Origin of the sequence: Erwinia billingiae Eb661 (assembly GCF_000196615.1) — a bacterium.
Taxonomy (GTDB): Bacteria; Pseudomonadota; Gammaproteobacteria; order Enterobacterales; family Enterobacteriaceae; genus Erwinia; species Erwinia billingiae.
Genome location: NC_014306.1, coordinates 4,439,424 through 4,458,102, shown reverse-complemented (window position 1 = coordinate 4,458,102; position 18,679 = coordinate 4,439,424). Strand labels below are relative to the sequence as shown.

General features: G+C 56.9%; 16 protein-coding genes. 10 read left to right on the top strand and 6 right to left on the bottom strand.

Annotated elements, in window-relative coordinates:
• The first annotated feature begins 166 nt into the window (after window positions 1–166).
• A complete protein-coding gene (ubiT, locus tag EBC_RS21660) occupies window positions 167–694 on the top strand; it encodes a ubiquinone anaerobic biosynthesis accessory factor UbiT (protein WP_013204006.1) in 528 nt (175 codons plus the stop codon).
• A complete protein-coding gene (locus EBC_RS21655) occupies window positions 688–1,191 on the top strand; it encodes a GNAT family N-acetyltransferase (RefSeq protein WP_013204005.1) in 504 nt (167 codons plus the stop codon). The genes ubiT and EBC_RS21655 overlap by 7 nt, the downstream gene beginning before the upstream one ends.
• Here EBC_RS21655 and EBC_RS21650 read toward each other — a convergent pair.
• Window positions 1,178–1,495 (bottom strand): GIY-YIG nuclease family protein, encoded by a 318-nt coding sequence (locus EBC_RS21650; protein WP_269446433.1) that lies wholly within the window; start codon window positions 1,493–1,495, stop codon window positions 1,178–1,180. The two genes, EBC_RS21655 and EBC_RS21650, sit on opposite strands and share 14 nt — an antisense overlap.
• A gap of 73 nt (window positions 1,496–1,568) precedes the next feature.
• Here EBC_RS21650 and EBC_RS21645 point away from each other — a divergent pair, with 73 nt between their 5' ends.
• Window positions 1,569–1,997 (top strand): YhbP family protein, encoded by a 429-nt coding sequence (locus EBC_RS21645; RefSeq protein WP_013204004.1) that lies wholly within the window; start codon window positions 1,569–1,571, stop codon window positions 1,995–1,997.
• A 30-nt stretch (window positions 1,998–2,027) separates the two neighbouring features.
• Here EBC_RS21645 and EBC_RS21640 read toward each other — a convergent pair whose 3' ends face one another.
• Entirely contained in the window at window positions 2,028–2,549 is a 522-nt protein-coding gene (locus EBC_RS21640) for a type 1 glutamine amidotransferase domain-containing protein (protein ID WP_013204003.1), read from the bottom strand.
• 242 nt (window positions 2,550–2,791) lie between these two features.
• Between EBC_RS21640 and EBC_RS21635 the strand changes: the two genes are divergently transcribed.
• Window positions 2,792–3,835 (top strand): permease, encoded by a 1,044-nt coding sequence (locus EBC_RS21635; RefSeq protein ID WP_013204002.1) that lies wholly within the window; start codon window positions 2,792–2,794, stop codon window positions 3,833–3,835.
• Between the two features lie 42 nt (window positions 3,836–3,877).
• On the opposite strand, the gene nrdG is transcribed toward EBC_RS21635, so the two are convergent.
• The 3 genes from nrdG to EBC_RS21620 form a co-directional block, all read right to left on the bottom strand.
• On the bottom strand, window positions 3,878–4,354 hold the full coding sequence (gene nrdG, locus EBC_RS21630) for an anaerobic ribonucleoside-triphosphate reductase-activating protein (protein WP_013204001.1): 477 nt from the start codon (window positions 4,352–4,354) through the stop codon (window positions 3,878–3,880).
• Entirely contained in the window at window positions 4,351–6,483 is a 2,133-nt protein-coding gene (nrdD, locus tag EBC_RS21625; protein ID WP_041692137.1) for an anaerobic ribonucleoside-triphosphate reductase, read from the bottom strand. Before nrdD ends, nrdG begins: the two co-directional genes overlap by 4 nt.
• A 200-nt stretch (window positions 6,484–6,683) precedes the next feature.
• Window positions 6,684–7,829 (bottom strand): MurR/RpiR family transcriptional regulator, encoded by a 1,146-nt coding sequence (locus EBC_RS21620; RefSeq protein WP_013203999.1) that lies wholly within the window; start codon window positions 7,827–7,829, stop codon window positions 6,684–6,686.
• 305 nt (window positions 7,830–8,134) lie between these two features.
• On the opposite strand from EBC_RS21620, the gene EBC_RS21615 reads away from it, so the two are divergent.
• From EBC_RS21615 to EBC_RS21595, 5 genes are all read left to right on the top strand, one after another.
• Window positions 8,135–8,443 carry a PTS sugar transporter subunit IIB gene (locus EBC_RS21615; protein ID WP_071822128.1) on the top strand — a complete coding sequence of 103 codons (309 nt, stop codon included), beginning with the start codon at window positions 8,135–8,137 and terminating at the stop codon, window positions 8,441–8,443.
• 91 nt (window positions 8,444–8,534) lie between these two features.
• Complete coding sequence (locus EBC_RS21610) at window positions 8,535–8,858, top strand: PTS lactose/cellobiose transporter subunit IIA (RefSeq protein WP_013203997.1); 324 nt, start codon at window positions 8,535–8,537, stop codon at window positions 8,856–8,858.
• Window positions 8,851–10,152 (top strand): 6-phospho-beta-glucosidase, encoded by a 1,302-nt coding sequence (locus EBC_RS21605; RefSeq protein WP_013203996.1) that lies wholly within the window; start codon window positions 8,851–8,853, stop codon window positions 10,150–10,152. The genes EBC_RS21610 and EBC_RS21605 overlap by 8 nt, the downstream gene beginning before the upstream one ends.
• Window positions 10,153–10,198: 46 nt before the next feature.
• Window positions 10,199–11,551 carry a PTS cellobiose transporter subunit IIC gene (gene celB, locus EBC_RS21600; RefSeq protein WP_013203995.1) on the top strand — a complete coding sequence of 451 codons (1,353 nt, stop codon included), beginning with the start codon at window positions 10,199–10,201 and terminating at the stop codon, window positions 11,549–11,551.
• A 251-nt stretch (window positions 11,552–11,802) separates the two neighbouring features.
• On the top strand, window positions 11,803–14,379 hold the full coding sequence (locus tag EBC_RS21595; protein WP_041692434.1) for a DEAD/DEAH box helicase: 2,577 nt from the start codon (window positions 11,803–11,805) through the stop codon (window positions 14,377–14,379).
• A 36-nt stretch (window positions 14,380–14,415) separates the two neighbouring features.
• On the opposite strand, the gene EBC_RS21590 is transcribed toward EBC_RS21595, so the two are convergent.
• On the bottom strand, window positions 14,416–16,074 hold the full coding sequence (locus tag EBC_RS21590) for an alpha,alpha-phosphotrehalase (RefSeq protein ID WP_013203993.1): 1,659 nt from the start codon (window positions 16,072–16,074) through the stop codon (window positions 14,416–14,418).
• A gap of 210 nt (window positions 16,075–16,284) precedes the next feature.
• Here EBC_RS21590 and EBC_RS21585 point away from each other — a divergent pair, with 210 nt between their 5' ends.
• Window positions 16,285–18,675: a beta-N-acetylhexosaminidase gene (locus EBC_RS21585; RefSeq protein ID WP_013203992.1), complete on the top strand. Its 2,391-nt coding sequence runs from the start codon at window positions 16,285–16,287 to the stop codon at window positions 18,673–18,675.
• The last annotated feature ends 4 nt before the right edge of the window (window positions 18,676–18,679 follow it).

Sequence of the window (18,679 nt, the reverse complement as noted above, 5' to 3'; positions counted from 1 at the left end):
AGTCAGCATGAAGCGGACAATTTTTGATTTAAGGCAGCTAATGGCGTATTGATGGGAAGAGATTTGCCGGCAAATTCCTCAAAGTTCGCTCACTTTGTTGATCCAACTGCCTGATGCATTTTGTCGATATGGCAAAATAGTCGAAATTTACTCAAAAGGAGTCACGATGGTGTTGAACCCATTTCGCGCTCAATTGGTTCGAAAAGGCCCGCAAATGTTGCGGATCCCGCTACAGTTTGCACCGTTCATGATCAAGAAGCAGATGCTGCAGCAGATCCTGAACTGGCAATTTCACCATGCTTTGGCTGAAGGTGAGTTAAACTTTCTGCAGGGGCGTTGGTTAGGGATTGAGATCCGTGACCTCGGGCTGAGCTGGGCAACGACTGTTGAACAGGGAAAATTACGGGTAGCCGATCGGGTTGAAGCGGACGTCTGGTTTCGCGGCGACGCCAACGATTTGCTACTGGTAGCCGCTCGCAGGTTGGATCCCGATACGCTGTTTTTCCAGCGCCGTTTGGTGATTGAAGGGGATACAGAACTGGGGCTTGAAGTGAAAAATCTGATGGATGCGATTGAGCTTGAATTCATGCCGGCGCCGTTGCGCTTTGGTCTTATGCAACTGGCTGATCTGGTTGAGGCTGGACTGACTGAGGACGCGAATTCCCCAGCGGATCGCGCGGGTGCACCATGTTGATTCGTAGTGAAATAGGAATGGATGCGGCCAGCATAGACAGTTTGTTGCGCCGTTGCTTTGAAACCTCCGCGGAAGCCGAACTGGTTCAGCAACTGCGTGAAGATGGTTTACTCACCCTGGGCGTGGTCGCCACAGATGAGGAAGGCCAGGTACTGGGCTACGCGGCATTCAGTCCGGTAACCTTGAATGGCGAAGATAATCAGTGGGTCGGCCTTGCGCCGCTGGCCGTAGATGCCGATTTTCGCGGGCAGGAACTGGGCAAAAAGCTGATTTACGAAGGGCTGGATACGCTGAATGAGTTTGGCTATGCCGCAGTAGTCGTGCTCGGCGATCCGGCCTACTACGAACGATACGGTTTTGAACCGGCGGCCAGGCATCAGCTCCGTTGCCGCACGCTGGGCGCGGAGGCCGCTTTTCAGGTCTACAAGCTGGCTGATAATGCGTTTACCGGTGCAGAAGGGCATATTGACTATTCGGCGCCCTTTAACCGTTTTTAAGCCCCTCCAGCCAGGCGCTTAATGAGACAGGCTGGTGCTCTACCAGCCTGATCTTCTCCAGCCGCTTCAACTGTTTCACCTGATATTCCAGCCTGGAGGCAGAAGAACGATCCCCGGCCTCACAGTGAAACAGCAGCTCCAGCGGACCTTTCCCGCGTAATGCTTTCGCCCCTTTCCCCGCCTGATGCTGTAAGAAGCGTCTGGCCACGTCATTAGTGATCCCGGTATACAGCATGCCGCTGGCGGTGCGCAGGATATACAGGCGCCAGGGCGCACGCTCACATTCACTCATTATTTCAGTCATCACGATTCCTCTGCCCGCAGCATAGCAAAACCCACGACGAATGTGGCAAAGTAGCGTTTTTCAGGGAGGCCTCATGTCAGCAAGCGAAAACCTTAGCGCGATTAGCCGCTATCTTAAAAAACAACATGTGCTGTCTCTTTGCAGCGGCAATCCCGTGTGGTGTGCCAACTGCTTTTACGTCTATGACGCCGAAAAGGTCGCGTTCTGGTTGATGACGGAAACCGAAACCCGTCACGGTGCGCAAATCGCCCAGGATCCATTGGTGGCCGGCACCATCAATGGACAGCCCAGGTCAGTGTTGCTGATAAAAGGGGTGCAATATTCTGGCAAGATCGCCTTGCTGCAAGGCGAAGAAGAGCTTCATGCCCGCAAAGCCTACATCAAGCGTTTCCCGGTCGCGGCAAAAGTCTCCGCACCGTTATGGCAGATAACGCTGGATGAATTGAAGATGACCGACAATGCGTTGGGATTTGGCAAAAAGCTGAGTTGGATCAGAGGATAACAGGCCGGGTAATACCCGGCCTTAGACCTGTCAGGCCGTTTCGAGCAGACGCAGGGATTCACGGTTAAACGCGGGTAAATCCTCAGGGGTGCGGCTACTGACCAGCGTGTCGTTATCGACGACCACTTCTTTATCGTAGAAATCGGCACCGGCATTTTTCAAATCAATCGCAATGGCCTTCACGGAGGTCATTTTACGGCCGCGGACCGCATCGGCGCTGATAAGCAGCTGTGGGCCATGGCAGATGGCAAATATCGGTTTGCCCAGCGCCACAAACTGCTTGGTGAAGTCAACGAAACGGTCATCGCCTCTCAGGCTGTCCGGCGAATGGCCGCCCGGTAACAGCAGCGCATCGAAGTCGCCTGGCTTCACGTCGTCGATAGATTTATCAATCTTCACTTCAGCTTTGCCTTGCTTGCCCTTAACGGTCACGCCGGCTTTTTTCTCAATGGTGATTACCTGATGGCCAGCCTTGATGAAAGCGTCGGCAGGAGAAGTAAATTCTGAGTCTTCAAATTCATCGGTGATCAGTACCGCAATCTTCTTGCTCATGTTTTCCTCCGGTGATTAAAATCATTAACATCCTTAAGTGTGGTTCATCATGCTGATAAATCAAGCCAGTAAGGGTGAATGCGCTAATTGACCACTATTAAGGCAGAGGGTAATGCCGGTGAAGCGGTCATTCTGCCCGTGCAGACGAAAATTCAAAACGGAACCCCGATCAAATTGTGGATATTGAATTCTGAGTACTATGCGCTGTCGGGCGTAGCCCGCAGTGATCCGGAGCCTTCGCCATGTCCCATATAACCTCGTCACGCCTTGCTCTTCCTGTGTTTGCCAGGTGGAAACCGCTGCTGTTTTTGGCTGTGGTGGTCATCGGGCTGTGGGTCGTCAAGTGGCAGCCTTATTACCTGAAAACCTTCCTCGCGGCGGATACGCACAGCATCGGTAAATCCCTGTTGGCCAACCCCAGCGAGCATCCTTTACAGGCCGCCTGGGACTACGCGCAGGTCTATTTTCTTGCGGTATGGAAAGCCGCCGTGCTGGGCGTGATCCTCGGTTCTCTGGTACAGGTACTGATCCCGAGAAACTGGTTATTACGCACGTTAGGGCAGCCCCGTTTTTCCGGCACGCTGTTTGGCACACTGCTTTCCCTGCCAGGCATGATGTGTACCTGCTGTGCCGCGCCGGTTGCCGCAGGGCTGCGGAAATCTTCAGCCTCGGTAGGGGGAACGCTGGCGTTCTGGTTGGGTAATCCGATCCTGAACCCGGCCACGCTGGTATTTATGGGATTTGTGCTGGGCTGGCAGTTTGCGGCAATCCGGCTGGTGGCCGGGTTGCTGATGGTGTTGGGCATTGCGCGGCTGGTACAAAAAATGACGCCAGACGCGCAGGTGTCTAACGTGGTTCCGCTGAGGCCTAAAACCGATAACACGCCGTTTTTGCGACGCTGGTTTCGCGCGCTGTGGACGCTGTTCTGGAATACCATCCCGCTGTATATCCTCGCTGTGCTCCTGCTCGGCGCGGCGCGAGTCTGGCTGTTCCCTCATGCGGATGGCCTGGTCAGCAATACGCTGTTCTGGGTGGTGGCGATGGCGATTACCGGTTGCCTGTTTGTGATCCCAACGGCGGCAGAAATCCCGATTGTTCAGACCATGATGCTGGCTGGCATGGGGATGGCACCGGCGCTGGCGCTGTTGATGACCTTGCCTGCGGTGAGCGTGCCGTCGTTGCTGATGCTGCATGGCGCGCTGCCGGCCCGTTCGTTGTGGCTTACCGGCGCGTTGGTGGCATTAAGCGGAATGCTGGTTGGCGGGGTGAGTCTGTTACTGCTTTAGCACGATACGAGCGTTCGATGTCAGCCCGCCAGAATAACGGGCTTAGCCATCGGCTTTCCGCAGGTAGTGAATGACCTGATTACTGCTGCCACGCCACAGCAGTGCCGGGTCTTTTAAAGCCGCGATAAACTTCCCATCGATTAACACATCAATCTGCTCAACAATCTGCATTTGCCTGGCGGTCAGCTCAGCCAGCAGGTAACCGGTCCACAGCCAGATATCCTTGCCCGGGCAATCACGACGCACGCGCTTCACCAGCCTCAGCACATCCGCGACGTTAGCCGGATGCAAGGGATCGCCTCCCGACAGGGATAACCCCTGGCGGGGAATGCGCGTATCGTTCAGGTCAGCAATCAGCTGCTCTTCCTGCTGCACGGTGAAAGGATGGCCGGAAGTGAGCCGCCAGGTACTTTTGTTATAGCAACCCTTGCACTGATGCTCACACCCGGCAACAAACAGCGTGCAACGCGTGCCCGGCCCGTTAATGATGTCGACCGGGTAATACTGATGGATATTCACCCCAGCGGGCCATTCAAGTGCTTAACGCGTCGCTTCACCTCTTCCTGTTTTCCGGCGTTAAATGGACGGGCATCCGGGCTGCCAAGATAACCGCAAACGCGACGGGTAACCGACACTCTGGCCGCATCGTGATTGCCGCATTTCGGGCAGGTAAACCCCTTGCTGGTACAGGCGAATTCGCCGGTAAAGCCGCACGCATAGCATTCATCAATTGGCGTATTGGTGCCGTAATAGGGCACGCGGCTGTAGCTGTAATCCCAGACGTCTTCCAGCGCTTTCAGGTTGTGCTGAATATTGGGATATTCGCCGTAACAGATGAAGCCGCCATTGGCGACCGGCGGGTAGGCCGCTTCGAAATCAATTTTGTCGTAGGGGTTCACCTTTTTCTCCACGTCGAGGTGGAAGCTGTTGGTGTAATAGCCTTTGTCGGTGACGCCAGGCACCACGCCAAACTCCGCTGCATCCAGACGGCAGAAGCGATCGCACAGGTTCTCACTCGGCGTGCTGTACAGACTGAAGCCGTAACCGGTTTCGGCTTTCCAGCGATCGGTGGCCTGACGCAAATGGCTGACAATCGCCACCGCTTTGTCCCGCAGCTGTTGATCGTCGTAGAGATGCGTTTCGCCGCCGCTCAATGCGTTAATGGTTTCGTGCAGCCCGATATAACCCAGCGAAATGGAGGCGCGGCCATGTTTGAAGATCTCCGCCACGTCATCGTCGGCATTCAACCTGACGCCACAGGCGCCTTCCATATACAGGATCGGTGCGACCCGGGCTTTGACGTTCGCCAGCCTGGCGATACGGGTCATCAGCGCTTTTTTCGCCAGCGCCAGACGCTGGTCGAGCAGCGTCCAGAAGTGCTGTTCGTTGCCTTTGGCTTCAAGCGCGATGCGCGGCAGATTCAGGCTGATGACGCCGATATTATTGCGGCCTTCATGCACCAGTTCACCGTTCTCTTCCCAGGTTCCGAGGAAGCTGCGGCAGCCCATGGGGGTTTTGAAGGAACCGGTGACGCTGACCACCTGCTCATAGTTGAGAATATCCGGGTACATGCGCTTACTGGCGCACTCAAGGGCCAGCTGTTTGATATCGTAATTGACGTCACCGGCGCGGCGGTTAAGGCCTTCTTTGATGGCGAACACCAGTTTTGGGAACACCGCGGTTTTACGGTTTTTACCCAAACCGGCAATGCGGTTGCGCAAAATGGATTGCTGCACCAATCGCGCCGACCAACAGGTACCAAGGCCAAAACCAAAGGTGACAAAAGGCGTCTGACCGTTAGCGGTATGCAGGGTATTCACTTCGTACTCAAGCGACTGAAAAGCGTCATAACACTCTTTTTCGGTACGGTCGCGGGCATAGGCTTCGGCATCGGCGATCTGCCACTGTTGTGCGGTTTTCAGGTGCTTAGCCTGGCTGGCCTCGACAAACGGCGCCAGCACTTCATCAATGCGGTTGATGGTGGTGCCGCCGTAAATATGGCTGGCAACCTGCGCGATGATTTGCGCCGTAACGGCTGTCGCGGTGGAAATGGATTTTGGGGGTTCAATCTCGGCATTGCCCATCTTAAAGCCGTGCGTCAGCATCCCTTTCAGGTCGATCAGCATACAGTTGAACATCGGAAAGAACGGCGAGTAATCCAGGTCATGGTAATGGAGTTCGCCACGTTCATGCGCCATCACCACATCACGCGGCAAAATATGCTGTGAGGCATAATGCTTAGCCACGATCCCCGCCAGCAGATCGCGCTGCGTTGGGATCACCTTGCTGTCTTTGTTGGCGTTTTCGTTCAACAGGGCGGGGTTACTTTGCTCAACCAGGCCGCGAATGGCGGTATTCAGTTTGCCCCGCAGTTCGCGGGCGATGTCGCGATCGTGGCGATATTCGATGTAGGTCCGGGCCAGTTCGGGATAGCGCCCGGCCATCAGCTGGTTTTCAACCGCGCGCTGGATATCATGAATATCCAGACAGTCCTGTTGCTGAAGCTGCTGGCAAATCTGCACCGTTACCTCAGCGCAATATCCCTGATCCTCAATCCCTGCCGCGTGCGCCGCGCCTTTGATTGCATCGCCGATGCGCGTTGCATCAAACGGCATACTGCAGCCATCACGTTTAATCACCCTCACCACGTATCATCCCTCGCAAAAATCTATATATGGATTTATGCAGGCATGATAAACGCTATATGTAGTGATTTTTGGAGTTTAACTGCCAGTTTGTTGACCTGGCGCAAGTGTTCAGCAAAGTCTTAAGAACGCACGGTTAGCGTCCCGGAAAGGGGCGCGGACCATGCCTGATGCAGGGAGACGTTAGCGGGATGTCAGCCGGTTTATTGCCACTCCGCCAGCAGTAAATCAATCGCCATTAACACACCATAACGCGCCAGTTTCTGCCCGGCAGGCAGGGCAATCAGATGCTGTGACATTGCCGCCAGCGGGCTGGAGGCTGGGGCAAGGGTGACGATCGGCAAACCGTGCTCGCGCGCCTGTAACACCGCCGCTTGCAGCATGATATCGGCTTCATCGGTGGTCAGCACCAGCAGCGCGTGATCGTCGCTTAGCGTGGCGGCCGTCATCCGCATCAGATTACTTTCCTGGCAAAGGGTGGTCATGATGCCCGCTTCCAGCAGACGATGCTGTAGCTCACTGGCAAACGGCGCATCCTGATTGCCCATCGCAAATAGCGTCACGCTGCGGGCTTTTTTAAGACAGGCAGCGGCCTGGCTGAAGGCGTGGGTATCGCTGGTCTGCAGCTGCGTTTGCAGCGCCTGCTCAACGCCTGCAAGCGTCTGCTGCCATGCGGCAGGCAGATTCGTGGCCTCTCTGGCCGGCAGATAGCGTGAATGGCTGGTGCTGGCCTGAGCCAGCTTCATCCTCAACTCACGGATATCTTCACAGCCCACCGATTTGGCAAAGCGCGTGATCGTCGCCGGGCTGACGCCGGAGCGGGTCGCAAGCTGTTCAATCGAGGCGGACGAGGCGAAGTCGACATCTTCCAGCACCGCACGGGCAACCTTCGCTTCCTGCTGGCTCAGCTCGTTCAGGCGGCGGCGGATCTGGAACAGAATATCGCTGAAGTCTTCCCGGCCAATCGAGCGCGCAAACCGCTTGAGCATATCCGGGCCGATGCCGGCCTTAGCGGCGAGCTTCTCCAGCGCGGTGGTGGTCGAAAAATCGATATCCCCGGTGACGGCAGGCGCAACGCTATTCTCGTCGACCTGTTTGCTGTTCAGGGCCCGCAACTGCGCCATAAAATCATTCAAATCTTTGCATCCTACCGAGCGTGCGAAAGCCGTCAGCGTCTCAGCACTTACCCCTGCCTTCGTGGCCAGCTGTTCAATACTGGCCTGAGAAGTAAACGTTAAGTTATCCAGCACAAAGCGCGCGACCCGCGACTGTGGGGCGGGAAAGCGAGCCTGTGCTGTTTGCAACTGCCAGAGAATATCCAGAACCGTTATGCCTTTGACGTTTAACACCAGAGAACTGTTTTACCATCATATGCCAATGAAAAACTTTTTCACAAGGGGGTTTTTAGCGTGAAAGGGAGGGCTTTTCAATTAAGGTGATGATTTTTATCGATTATTAAATATACCCACTCCGATCGCGATCTGTGAAAATCTATCCAGATCACATTCATGAAAATTATTTTCATAAGGCATTTATTCTATCCTGATGATTATTAACGGCTTTCAAAAAACATCAGCAAATCCTATGTCCCGGGGGTATTTACAGAACGATCGGCTTCAGGCTTATATTCTTCCACGCCATCACAGGAGGAAAGCTGATGCGAATCGTATTGTGTTGTGCCGCTGGAATGTCCACCAGCATGCTGGTCACTAAGATGAAAGCCGAAGCGCAAAAGCGCGCGCTGCAGATTGAGATCGAAGCCGTCCCGGTGGCCAGTTTCGAACAGGAACTGGCTGGCGCGGATATCGTTCTGCTCGGCCCGCAGGTTCAGTATGAAGCCGCACGACTTCAGGCGCTGGCTGCTCCACAGGGCAAGCAGGTCGCCGTTATCGATATGCTGGATTACGGCATGATGCGCGGTGACAACGTACTGGATAAAGCTCTGGCGCTGATGGGAGCCTAATCCCTCACTTCCCTTTTTATTTATCGCTGTTACGCGCTGCCTTTGCAGCGTGCGGCTTACTGCACTTTTTTTTCGTCAAAGAGGAATTTTTATGTCACTGGAAAATCTGATCATGGAGTTGCTGGTCAGGGCTGGAAGCGCCCGAAGCCATGCGCTTTGCGCTCTGCAAAATGCCCGAAGCGGGGATTTTATCGCCGCCGATCTCGCGATGGCGGCCGCCAAAGAGTCGGTCAACGAAGCCCACCACATCCAGACCGAACTGATCGGCATGGATGAAGGCTGCGGCAAAGTGCCGGTGACCTTAATCACCGTCCACGCTCAGGATCACCTGATGAATGCGATGCTGATCCAGGATCTGGCGACGGATTTCATCACCCTCTATCGCCGTTTACCGCAGGAGGTCAGTCATGCTTAAGATCGCAGTCGTTGGCGGTGGCAGCAGCTATACGCCCGAATTGATGGAAGGTCTGATCCAGCGCTATCAACAGGTGCCGATCACCGAACTGGCGCTGGTTGATGTGGAAGCCGGGCGCGAGAAGGTGGAAGCGATCGCCGCACTCGCCCGCCGGATGCTCAGGCACAAAGGGCTGGAGCAGGTCAACGTCAGCGTTCACTTCGAGCTGGATGACGCCATCCGGGGTGCCAGCTTTGTGCTGACGCAGCTGCGGGTTGGGCAGTTAGCCGCCCGCGCGGCCGATGAGCGGTTGGGGCTGAAATATGGTTTGCTGGGACAGGAAACCACCGGCGTTGGCGGCTTTGCCAAAGCGCTGCGGACCATTCCGGTCATGCTGAACGTGGCGCGCAAGGTGGAAGAGCTGGCGCCGGACGCCTTTATCATCAACTTCACCAACCCGGCGGGGATTGTTACCGAAGCCGTGTCTCGCTACAGCCGGGCAAAAATCATCGGCCTGTGCAACGTCCCCATTACCATGCACCACATGATTGCCGATATGCTTGCGGTGCCTTATCAGGAACTGTCGCTGCGCTTTGCCGGGCTGAATCATATGGTCTGGGTGCACAAGGTCAGCCGGTTGGGTGAAGACCTGACGGCGAAGGCGATCGACCTGCTGTGTGATGGCAACGCCCTGTCGATGAACAACATCAAGGATTTACCGTGGCCGCCGGCGTTCCTGAAAGCGCTGGGCGCAATTCCCTGTCCTTACCATCGCTACTTTTATCAAACCGCCGCGATGATCGAAGAAGAAGTTGAGGCAGCAAAATCTCGCGGTACCCGAGCCGAACAGGTGATGAAAGTCGAAGCCGAGCTCTTTGCGCTGTATGCCGATCCGCAGCTGGACACCAAGCCCGAGCAGCTTAGCTTCCGTGGCGGCGCGCACTATTCGGAAGTGGCCGTGGAACTTATCAGCGCAATCTATACCAACGCCGGCAAAGAGCTGGTGGTGAACTGCCGCAATAACGGGGCGATTCAGGGACTGGCGGATGATGCGGTGGTTGAAACCAACTGCCTGATTGACGCCCAGGGCGCGCATCCGCTGGCGTTTGGCCGCCTGCCGCCGGCCATGAATGGCCTGACGCAACAGGTAAAAGACTTTGAAAGGCTGACCATCGAAGCCGCGGTCAAAGGCGATCGTCAGAGCGCGCTGCTGGCGCTGGTGACCAATCCACTGATTGGAAATCTCGCCAGTGCTGAAGCGTTGCTGGAAGACGTGCTGACGCTAAACAAACCGTATCTGCCGCAATTTAACTGATGTGAAAAACACCGGCGACGAACCGGTGATGGGGGTGTCTGTGACTGTGAAAAAAACATTCATTGAGCGTTATGTCCTGCCCGTAGCGCTGAAAGTCGCCGGGCAAAAGCATGTGCTGTCGGTGCGTGACGGCATCATTTTGAATATGCCGTTTATGCTGATTGGCTCTTTCTTCCTGATTTTTGCCTATCTGCCGATCCCCGCCTGGGGGCATCTGATGGCTGACCTGTTTGGCGATAGCTGGCGGGACAAGCTGTTGTATCCGGTGAAAGCCACTTACGACATCATGGCGATCCTCTCCAGCTTCGGCATCGCTTACCGGCTGGCGGAAAAATACCGCACTATCGATCCCCTCACCAGCGGTGCGATGTCGCTGGTGGCCTTTATGATGACCATCCCGCAGCACACCTTGTTTGCGCCAGTAGAAGGCGCGGCGCAGAAAGTGATTGATGGCGTGATCCCGGTTAACCTGGTGGGCAGTCAGGGGCTGTTTGTGGCGATCATTATCTCGTTACTCTCCACCGAAATTTACCGCTTTGTCAGCGGGCGAAATCTGGTGATCCGCATGCCGGAAGGGGTGCCGCCAGCGGTGGCCAAATCGTTCCTGGCGCTGGTTCCCGGCTTCTGCGTACTGGCGGTGGTGCTGGCGATCAGGCTGGCGGTGGAAGCCTCCTCCTTTGGTGACGTAAATAACATGATCGCCACCATCATCGGCATTCCGATGCATCATGTCGGCGGCACGCTGCCGGGGATGATTTTCTCGGTGATCCTGATTGGCGTGTTGTGGACGTTGGGGCTGCATGGCGATGCCATCGTGCTGGTGTTTATTCAGCCGGTGTGGCTGTCTAATATGACCGAAAACCTGAACGCGTTTCAACATAACCTGCCGATACCACACATTATTACCCAGCAGTTTTACGACCTGTGGATCGCGCCGGGCGGGACCGGGGCATTGCTGGGACTGGTGATCTTTATGGTTGTCAGCAGCCGCAGCGCACAGATGCGCCAACTGGGTAAAATCGCCGCACCGGGCGCGCTGTTTAATATCAGCGAACCGATGGTGTTTGGCATTCCGCTGGTGATGAACCCGTACTTCTTCCTGCCGTTTATCCTGACGCCGGTGCTGCTGGTGCTGGTTTCCTATTTCTCAATGTCTACCGGGCTGGTGGCACCGCCCGCCGGGATTGCGCTGCCGTTCACCACGCCGATCTTCGTTAGCGGCTATCTGGCAACCGGCGGGCACATTTCCGGAACCATTCTGCAGGTGGTGAATCTGGGGATCTCGCTGGTGGTCTATTACCCGTTCTTCCGCGCGTGGGACAACCTGAAAGCCCGTGAGGAGCTACAGGCCAGGCAGCAAAGTGTGGAAGCCGCCGCCGCTTCACAGCCCGCCGTGTAAGTGCGTTAATCGACTTCAGTCTTTTTACCTCAGCACGCCACCACCCGCATTGTGCCTGGGTGGTGGCGTGCGGGTTGTCAACGCGCACGGCGCTGAAACTTTGGCCGGGGAACGGGCAACATCGCAGCTGAAAGTATTTTTTGGCGCCTGAATGACGCGCTTCAGTTGCATTCATAGCAGAGGAATTCATATTATTGCCTGTTATGCGGAGCAAACATGTCTTTGCTCAGGTCATCCCGGGATACTGTCTGATGCCTTCTGTGACGTACAATGAAAAACAGGTTAGCCGATGGATCGGTGCGCGCACCGTTGCCAGGGGAAGAAGCCTGGTGGAAAAAGCGCAGAATATTCAGTGGCAAAACAACCTGCTGACCGGCGAAGTGCCGGGCAGAAAAATCGAACCCTTCCAGGTGATGGTGCATTTCAGCACGCCGCAGGGCAAGCTGCTGGCCAATGGCGAATGCACCTGTCCGGTAAAAAACAACTGCCGCCATGTTGCGGCGGTGATGCTGGCTTATCTGCAACAGCAGCCTGAAAAAGCGTCAGAAGAACCCACATTACACCGAATCTCCACCACGCCAGTGCCAACGCTGCGGCTTGAATCACGCGCAAAATTTGTCAGTGGCTTTGGTCGCTATGGCCACCGGCAGAAGAAGCTGGACTTCGCTGCGGTGCATTTTGACTACTCGGGCATCGCCGTCCCGGCGGGCAGCAGCGGTGAACGCTTTGAAGACCGTCAGGGCGCGCCTTTTTTGATTCAGCGTCAGCCGGCGCTGGAGGAGAGCTGGTTGCAGGAGCTGAATGCCGCCGGGCTGGAAACCATCCCGGCCGGGCACATCTACACGCCTGAATCCACGCCATTGCCACCGGTGATCTTTGCCCCGGAAACCCCGGCTGCGTGGCGGACGTTTATCCGCAAACAGCTGCCGAAACTGCGCAAGCGCGGCTGGAAGGTCAGCATGGACGATGACTTCACCTGGAACGTCACCGACATTGCCGGCATCGAAGGCAAAGCGGTGCAGGGGCAGGACGGCTGGTTCAACCTTGAGCTGGAAGTCAACGTCGGCAAACGCCAGGTGCGGATGCAGCCGTTACTCTCCGCGCTGTTCCAGAAAGATCGCCGCTGGTTCTCCGGCAACCTCAATCAAATCCCCGACGAGGAAGTGATCGAACTCCGAAGCGATCGCAACGAACGTCTGCATATCAGCGCCAGCATCATGAAGCCGTTGGTCGGCAATCTTATCGATCTGTTTGCGTTAGGGGCCCATACGCCGCTGCGGATTGCGCCTTACGAGGCAGGGCGCTTAACCGCGCTGAATGACACCGGTCGCTGGCAGTTTCACGGCGACAGCGGTGTCTGTCAGCTGGCGGAACGCCTGAGGTCCAGCGAAGGCATCCTGCCGGTTGAGCCACCAAAAGGGCTGCATGCCCAGCTGCGTGACTATCAGCAGCAAGGGCTGAACTGGATGCAGTTCCTGCGCGCCCATGACCTCTCCGGCGTGCTGGCGGATGATATGGGACTGGGCAAGACCGTGCAGACGCTGGCGCATCTTCAGCTGGAAAAAGAGGCGGGCAGGCTGGACCGTCCGGCGCTGATCGTGGTGCCGACCACGCTGGTCTATAACTGGACGCAGGAAGCCAGCCGCTTTACGCCAGAGCTGAAGGTGCTGGCGCTGACCGGGCCGGATCGCAAAGCCTTTTATGATGACATCGAAAAGTACGATGTGGTGCTCACCACCTATTCCCTGTTATGGCGTGACCAGCCGCAGCTGATTGGCCACAGCTATCATCTGTTGATCCTCGATGAAGCGCAGTACGTCAAGAACAGCGCCTCACGCGCGGCGTCGGTGATCCGCTCGCTGAAATCCCGCCACCGCTTGTGCCTGACCGGTACGCCGCTGGAAAACCACCTCGGCGAGCTGTGGTCACAGTTCGATTTCCTGCTGCCGGGCTTCCTCGGCAGCGAAAAACAGTTTACGCAGGACTGGCGCGTGCCGATTGAGCGCAACGGTGACCGGGTGCGCAGAGAGCTGTTAGCGCGACGCGTCAGGCCGTTTATGCTGCGCCGACGCAAGCAGGAAGTGGCAAAAGAACTGCCGCCGAAGAACACCATCGTGCGTTCGGTCGAGATGGAAGGCAGCCAGCGCGAGCTGTACGAATCCGTGCGCAGTGCGATGCAGGATCGTGTGCGGCTGGCGGTTGAGCAGCAAGGCGCCGGGCGCAGCCATCTGCTGGTGCTGGATGCGTTACTCAAGCTGCGACAGATATGCTGCGATCCGCGGCTGGTCAAAACCGATAAGGCCGCGAAAGTGAAGCATTCCGCCAAGCTGGCGCTGCTGCGGGAGATGCTGGACGATCTGCTGGCGGAGGATCGCCGGATCCTGATCTTCTCGCAGTTCACCACCATGCTGTCGCTGATCGCGGAAGAGCTGCAAAAAGCCCGCATTCCGTTTGTGACGCTGACCGGCAGCACGCGGGATCGTATTGAGCCGGTGAGGCGTTTTCAGGAAGGTGAGGTCCCGGTATTTTTGATCAGCCTGAAGGCCGGTGGTGTGGGGCTCAATCTCACCGCGGCGGACACGGTGATCCATTACGATCCCTGGTGGAATCCGGCGGCAGAGAATCAGGCCACCGACCGCGCGTATCGCCTCGGTCAGGACAAGCCGGTGTTCGTCTATAAACTGATTGCCGCGGGCAGCATTGAAGAGAAGATCGTCGCGCTGCAGGGGCAGAAAGCCGAACTGGCCGACAGCATCCTTGAGGATGAACTGAGCGAACCCGCCAGCTTCACCAGTGACGATCTGGCGACGCTGTTTGCGCCGCTCTGACGTCTCGTCTCTGCGGTCGATTGCCGCCAGGCGCAATCAGCGCTTCTGATACCACCAGACCGCTTCCCACGGGCGCAGCATCACTTCACCGGGCGTGACGTGGGTATCGGGATAGTTGCTGATCAGCACGTCCCACTGACCGCTGTAGGCCGGTGGGTGCCAGACCTGGGTTTCGGCACTGAAGTTGGTTGCCACCACCAGCGTCTCGTTGTCCATGCGTCGACAGTAACACCACAGATAAGGATGATCCGGCAGCAGATCGAGGTAATCGCCCCAGGTGAGGATCGCGAACTCTTTGCGCAGCTGGATCAACCGCTGATAGGTGTAAAACACCGATCCCTTGTCGGCCAGTGCCGCCTCGGCGTTGATTGTTTCCAGGTTGTCGCACATACCGATCCACGGCGTGCCGCTGGTGAAGCCGCCATTCTCGCCCGCGTTCCAGGGGATTGGCGTGCGGCCGTTATCGCGGGATTTACTGGCCAGAATCGCCAGCAGGTTATCGCTGTCACGACCCTGAGAGCGCAGCTCGGCGTACATATTGTGGCTTTCGATATCGCGGTAATCGATGATGCGGGTGAAGTGGGGATTGGTCATCCCCAGCTCTTCACCCTGGAAGATATACGGCGTGCCCTGCATCCCGTGCAGCACCAGCGCCAGCATTTTGGCCGACTGCACGCGGTAGCGATCTTCATCTCCCCAGCGCGACACCACCCGTGGCTGATCGTGGTTACACCAGAACAGCGCGTTCCACGCCTGATTGTGCATGCCATGCTGCCAGTGGCTGAAGATCGCCTTTTGCGCCACCAGATCCAGCGGCGTCAGCGTCCATTTCTGGCCGTTGTAAAAATCCACCTCAACATGATCGAAGCTGAATACCATCGACAGCTCTTCGCCATCCAGCGCGCCATAGCGCTGGCAGTGCTCAAGGGTGGCGGAAGACATCTCGCCTACGGTCATCAGCTCACGGGGGCGAAACACGTCGCGGCTCATTTCCTGCATAAACTCATGGATGCGCGGACCATCGGTATACAGCCGCAGCCCGTCGCCACCGGGATCGTCCGGGAAATCCTGATGCTTGGACACCAGGTTCACCACATCCAGCCGCAGCCCGTCGATGCCGCGATCGGCCCAGAAGTTGACGATCTGCTTCAGCTCGGCGCGCAGATTATCATTCTCCCAGTTAAGCTCGGCCTGCTCCGGTGCCCACAGGTGCATATAGTACTGGGCGCTTTCCGGATGCCAGCGCCAGGCGTTGCCACCAAACTTCGACAGCCAGTTGTTCGGCGGCTGAGTTGGCGTGCCGTCACGCCAGATATAATAGGAACGATAGGGACTCTCGCGATCCAGCGCCTCATGGAACCAGTGATGCTGGGTCGAACTGTGGTTAAACACCATATCCAGAATAATGCGCATGCCGCGCCGATGCGTCTCTTCGACCAGCCTGTCGAAGTCGTTCAGGGTGCCAAAAATCGGATCGATGGCGATATAGTTCGCCACGTCATAGCCGTTGTCGACCTGCGGGGAGATATAGAACGGCGTCAGCCAGATTGCATCCACGCCGAGCTGTTTTAAATAGTCGAGCCGCTGGATCACGCCTGCCAGATCGCCCGTTCCGCTGCCGGTCGTGTCCTGAAAACTCTTGGGATAAATTTGATAAATAACGCCGTTTTGCCACCACGGGGGAATTTTGGTCATCGCTCAATCCTGATTCTCAGGTGAAAGGGTCTGGCTGTGTTGATTGCTGTAATCCGTTCTTATTCCCTAAGATTAGCCATTATCTGGCAAGGCGTCACAAAACAAGACAGTGCCTGGGGGATTAGTCACAACTCACTTGCTGCGCATTGCGAAATATGTTTTATGGGTTTTTTGCCTTTTTTGGCCCGTCATACTTATGGAGACCTTTTGATGCCTCAGTTTTTGCGTTTGTCGTTACTTGCCAGCGCCCTGTTTGTCTCACTCTATGCTCAGGCAACCCCCGCTGGCAACCTGCCGTTGATGCCCTGGCCACAACAGGTTGAGCAGCCCGCCAGCGGCGGCAGTTTGCGGCTGGATAACCGGCTTTCGATCCGCATTGAGGGCGACGATCTGCCGGGATCGGTAGATCGCTGGCGTCAGCGTATTGGCCTGCAAACCGGCTGGCAGATGATGCCGCAAACCGCTGAGGTGGCGCAGCCGACCATCCGCATTATCATCGCCAAACGCGTCGATCCGATCCCGCAGCCGGACAGCGATGAAAGCTACAGCCTGCAGGTCAGCGGTGACGGCGTGGTGCTGAATGCCGCCACGCGTTTTGGTGCGATGCGTGGCATGGAAACCGTGCTGCAACTGGTGCAGAACACCCGGCAGGCTAGCGAGATCCCTTATGTCACTATCCACGACAGCCCGCGCTTTCCCTGGCGTGGCATCCTGATCGATTCCGCCCGTCATTTTATGCCGCTCGACACACTCCGCCGCCAGATTGATGGCATTGCCTCGGCCAGAATGAACGTCTTCCACTGGCACCTGACCGACGATCAGGGCTGGCGATTCGCCTCCAGTCATTATCCACAGCTGCAGGAAAAGGGCAGTGACGGCCTGTTCTACACCCAGGATCAGATGAGATCGATCGTGCAGTACGCAGCGGATCGTGGCGTACGCGTGGTGCCGGAGATCGATCTTCCGGGTCATGCGACGGCGCTGGCAGTAGCGATGCCCGAATTGATCAGCGCGCCGGGGCCGTATCAGATCGAACGTGGCTGGGGCGTGTTCAAACCGCTGCTCGATCCCAGCAACGAGCAGGTTTATCAGTTTATCGACACCCTGGTCGGGGAAGTGGCGGCGGTGTTCCCCGATCCGTGGCTGCATATCGGTGGCGACGAAGTGGATGCCACGCAGTGGAAGGAATCCAAACCTGTTCAGGACTTTATGCGGGAAAAAGGGCTGAAGGATGAGCATGCGCTGCAGGCGTATTTCAACCAGCGGGTGGAGAAGATCCTTGAGCAGCATCATCGCCAGATGATGGGCTGGGATGAGATCGCCCATCCGGATCTGCCAAAAAGCATTCTGATCCAATCCTGGCAGGGGCAGGATGCGTTGGGCGAGGTCAGCAAGCAGGATTATCACGGCATTCTCTCCGCCGGTTTCTATCTGGATCAAGCGCAGCCGGCCTCTTATCACTACCGCAACGAAGTCTATCCCGTGGGTCTGGACGGGCACGATCGGCTGCAGCAGGGCGATACGGCGCAGAGCTGGCAGTTCAGCATGCCAAGGCTGAAAGGCAGCGCGGTGAAGGGCAGCTTTACGCTTATCGAGCATGGCGGCGAATGGCGCGGCTTTATCGATTTTGCCGGGAAATCGCGGCGGATGGTACGCGACGTCGAGTGGCTGTCACCGCATCAAGTGACTTTCAGCGTGGATACCTGGATGGGTGATTTCCAGCCGGTGGTCTCGCTGGATGGCGACAGGCTCAGCGGCTATATGCGGGTGGGCAACGCCCGCTATCCTGCTCAGGGCACTAAGCTGAATGCGGTGCCGATCGGTATCCAGCCTGCGGTACCCAGTGAGCAGCAGATGAAAGATAACCTGCTGGGCGGCGAAGCGGCGCTGTGGGCAGAAATCGTCAATCCGCAGGTGATTGATGTGCGCCTGTGGCCGCGCGCCTATGTCGTCGCGGAGCGTCTGTGGTCGGCGAAGGATGTGACCAATGAGCAGAACATGTACCGGCGGCTGGCGGCGGTGGACAGCTGGTCAGCCGTCTCGGTGGGCTTGCAGCAGCATGCCCAGACGCAGACCCAGATGATCCGGCTGGCGAACAGCAGCAATACCGTGCCGCTGCAAATCTTCGCGGAAGCGCTGGAGCCGGCCCAGTATTACACCCGTCAGCACCTGAAATTCCAGGCCGGACATTATGACCTGAACGAACCGCTAAACCGGCTTGCCGATGTGTTACCCGCTGAGAGCGATAAGGTGCGCGAGCTTAACCAGCAGGTCGGGGCATTGATTGCCAACCGGAGCGACCGCCAGGCACTGCAGGCTATACGTCATCAGCTGCGCCTGTGGCAGCAAAACGTGCCGGAGGTAATGCCGCTGCTGGCGCAAAATTATGCGCTACAGCCGCTTCAGCCGGTGGCGCAGCAGCTGGAAGCGATAAGCCGCATCGGCCTGTCATTGCTGGATGCCATTGAGGATAACCGGGCGTTCGGGTCGGATGAAGTGGCAAAAATGCAGGCGACGCTGGATAAAGCGGCGGCCACCCAGGATGAAGTGGTGCTGGCGCTGGTTTATCCGATTGAGCGGTTATTGCGGGCGGAACGGTAGGACG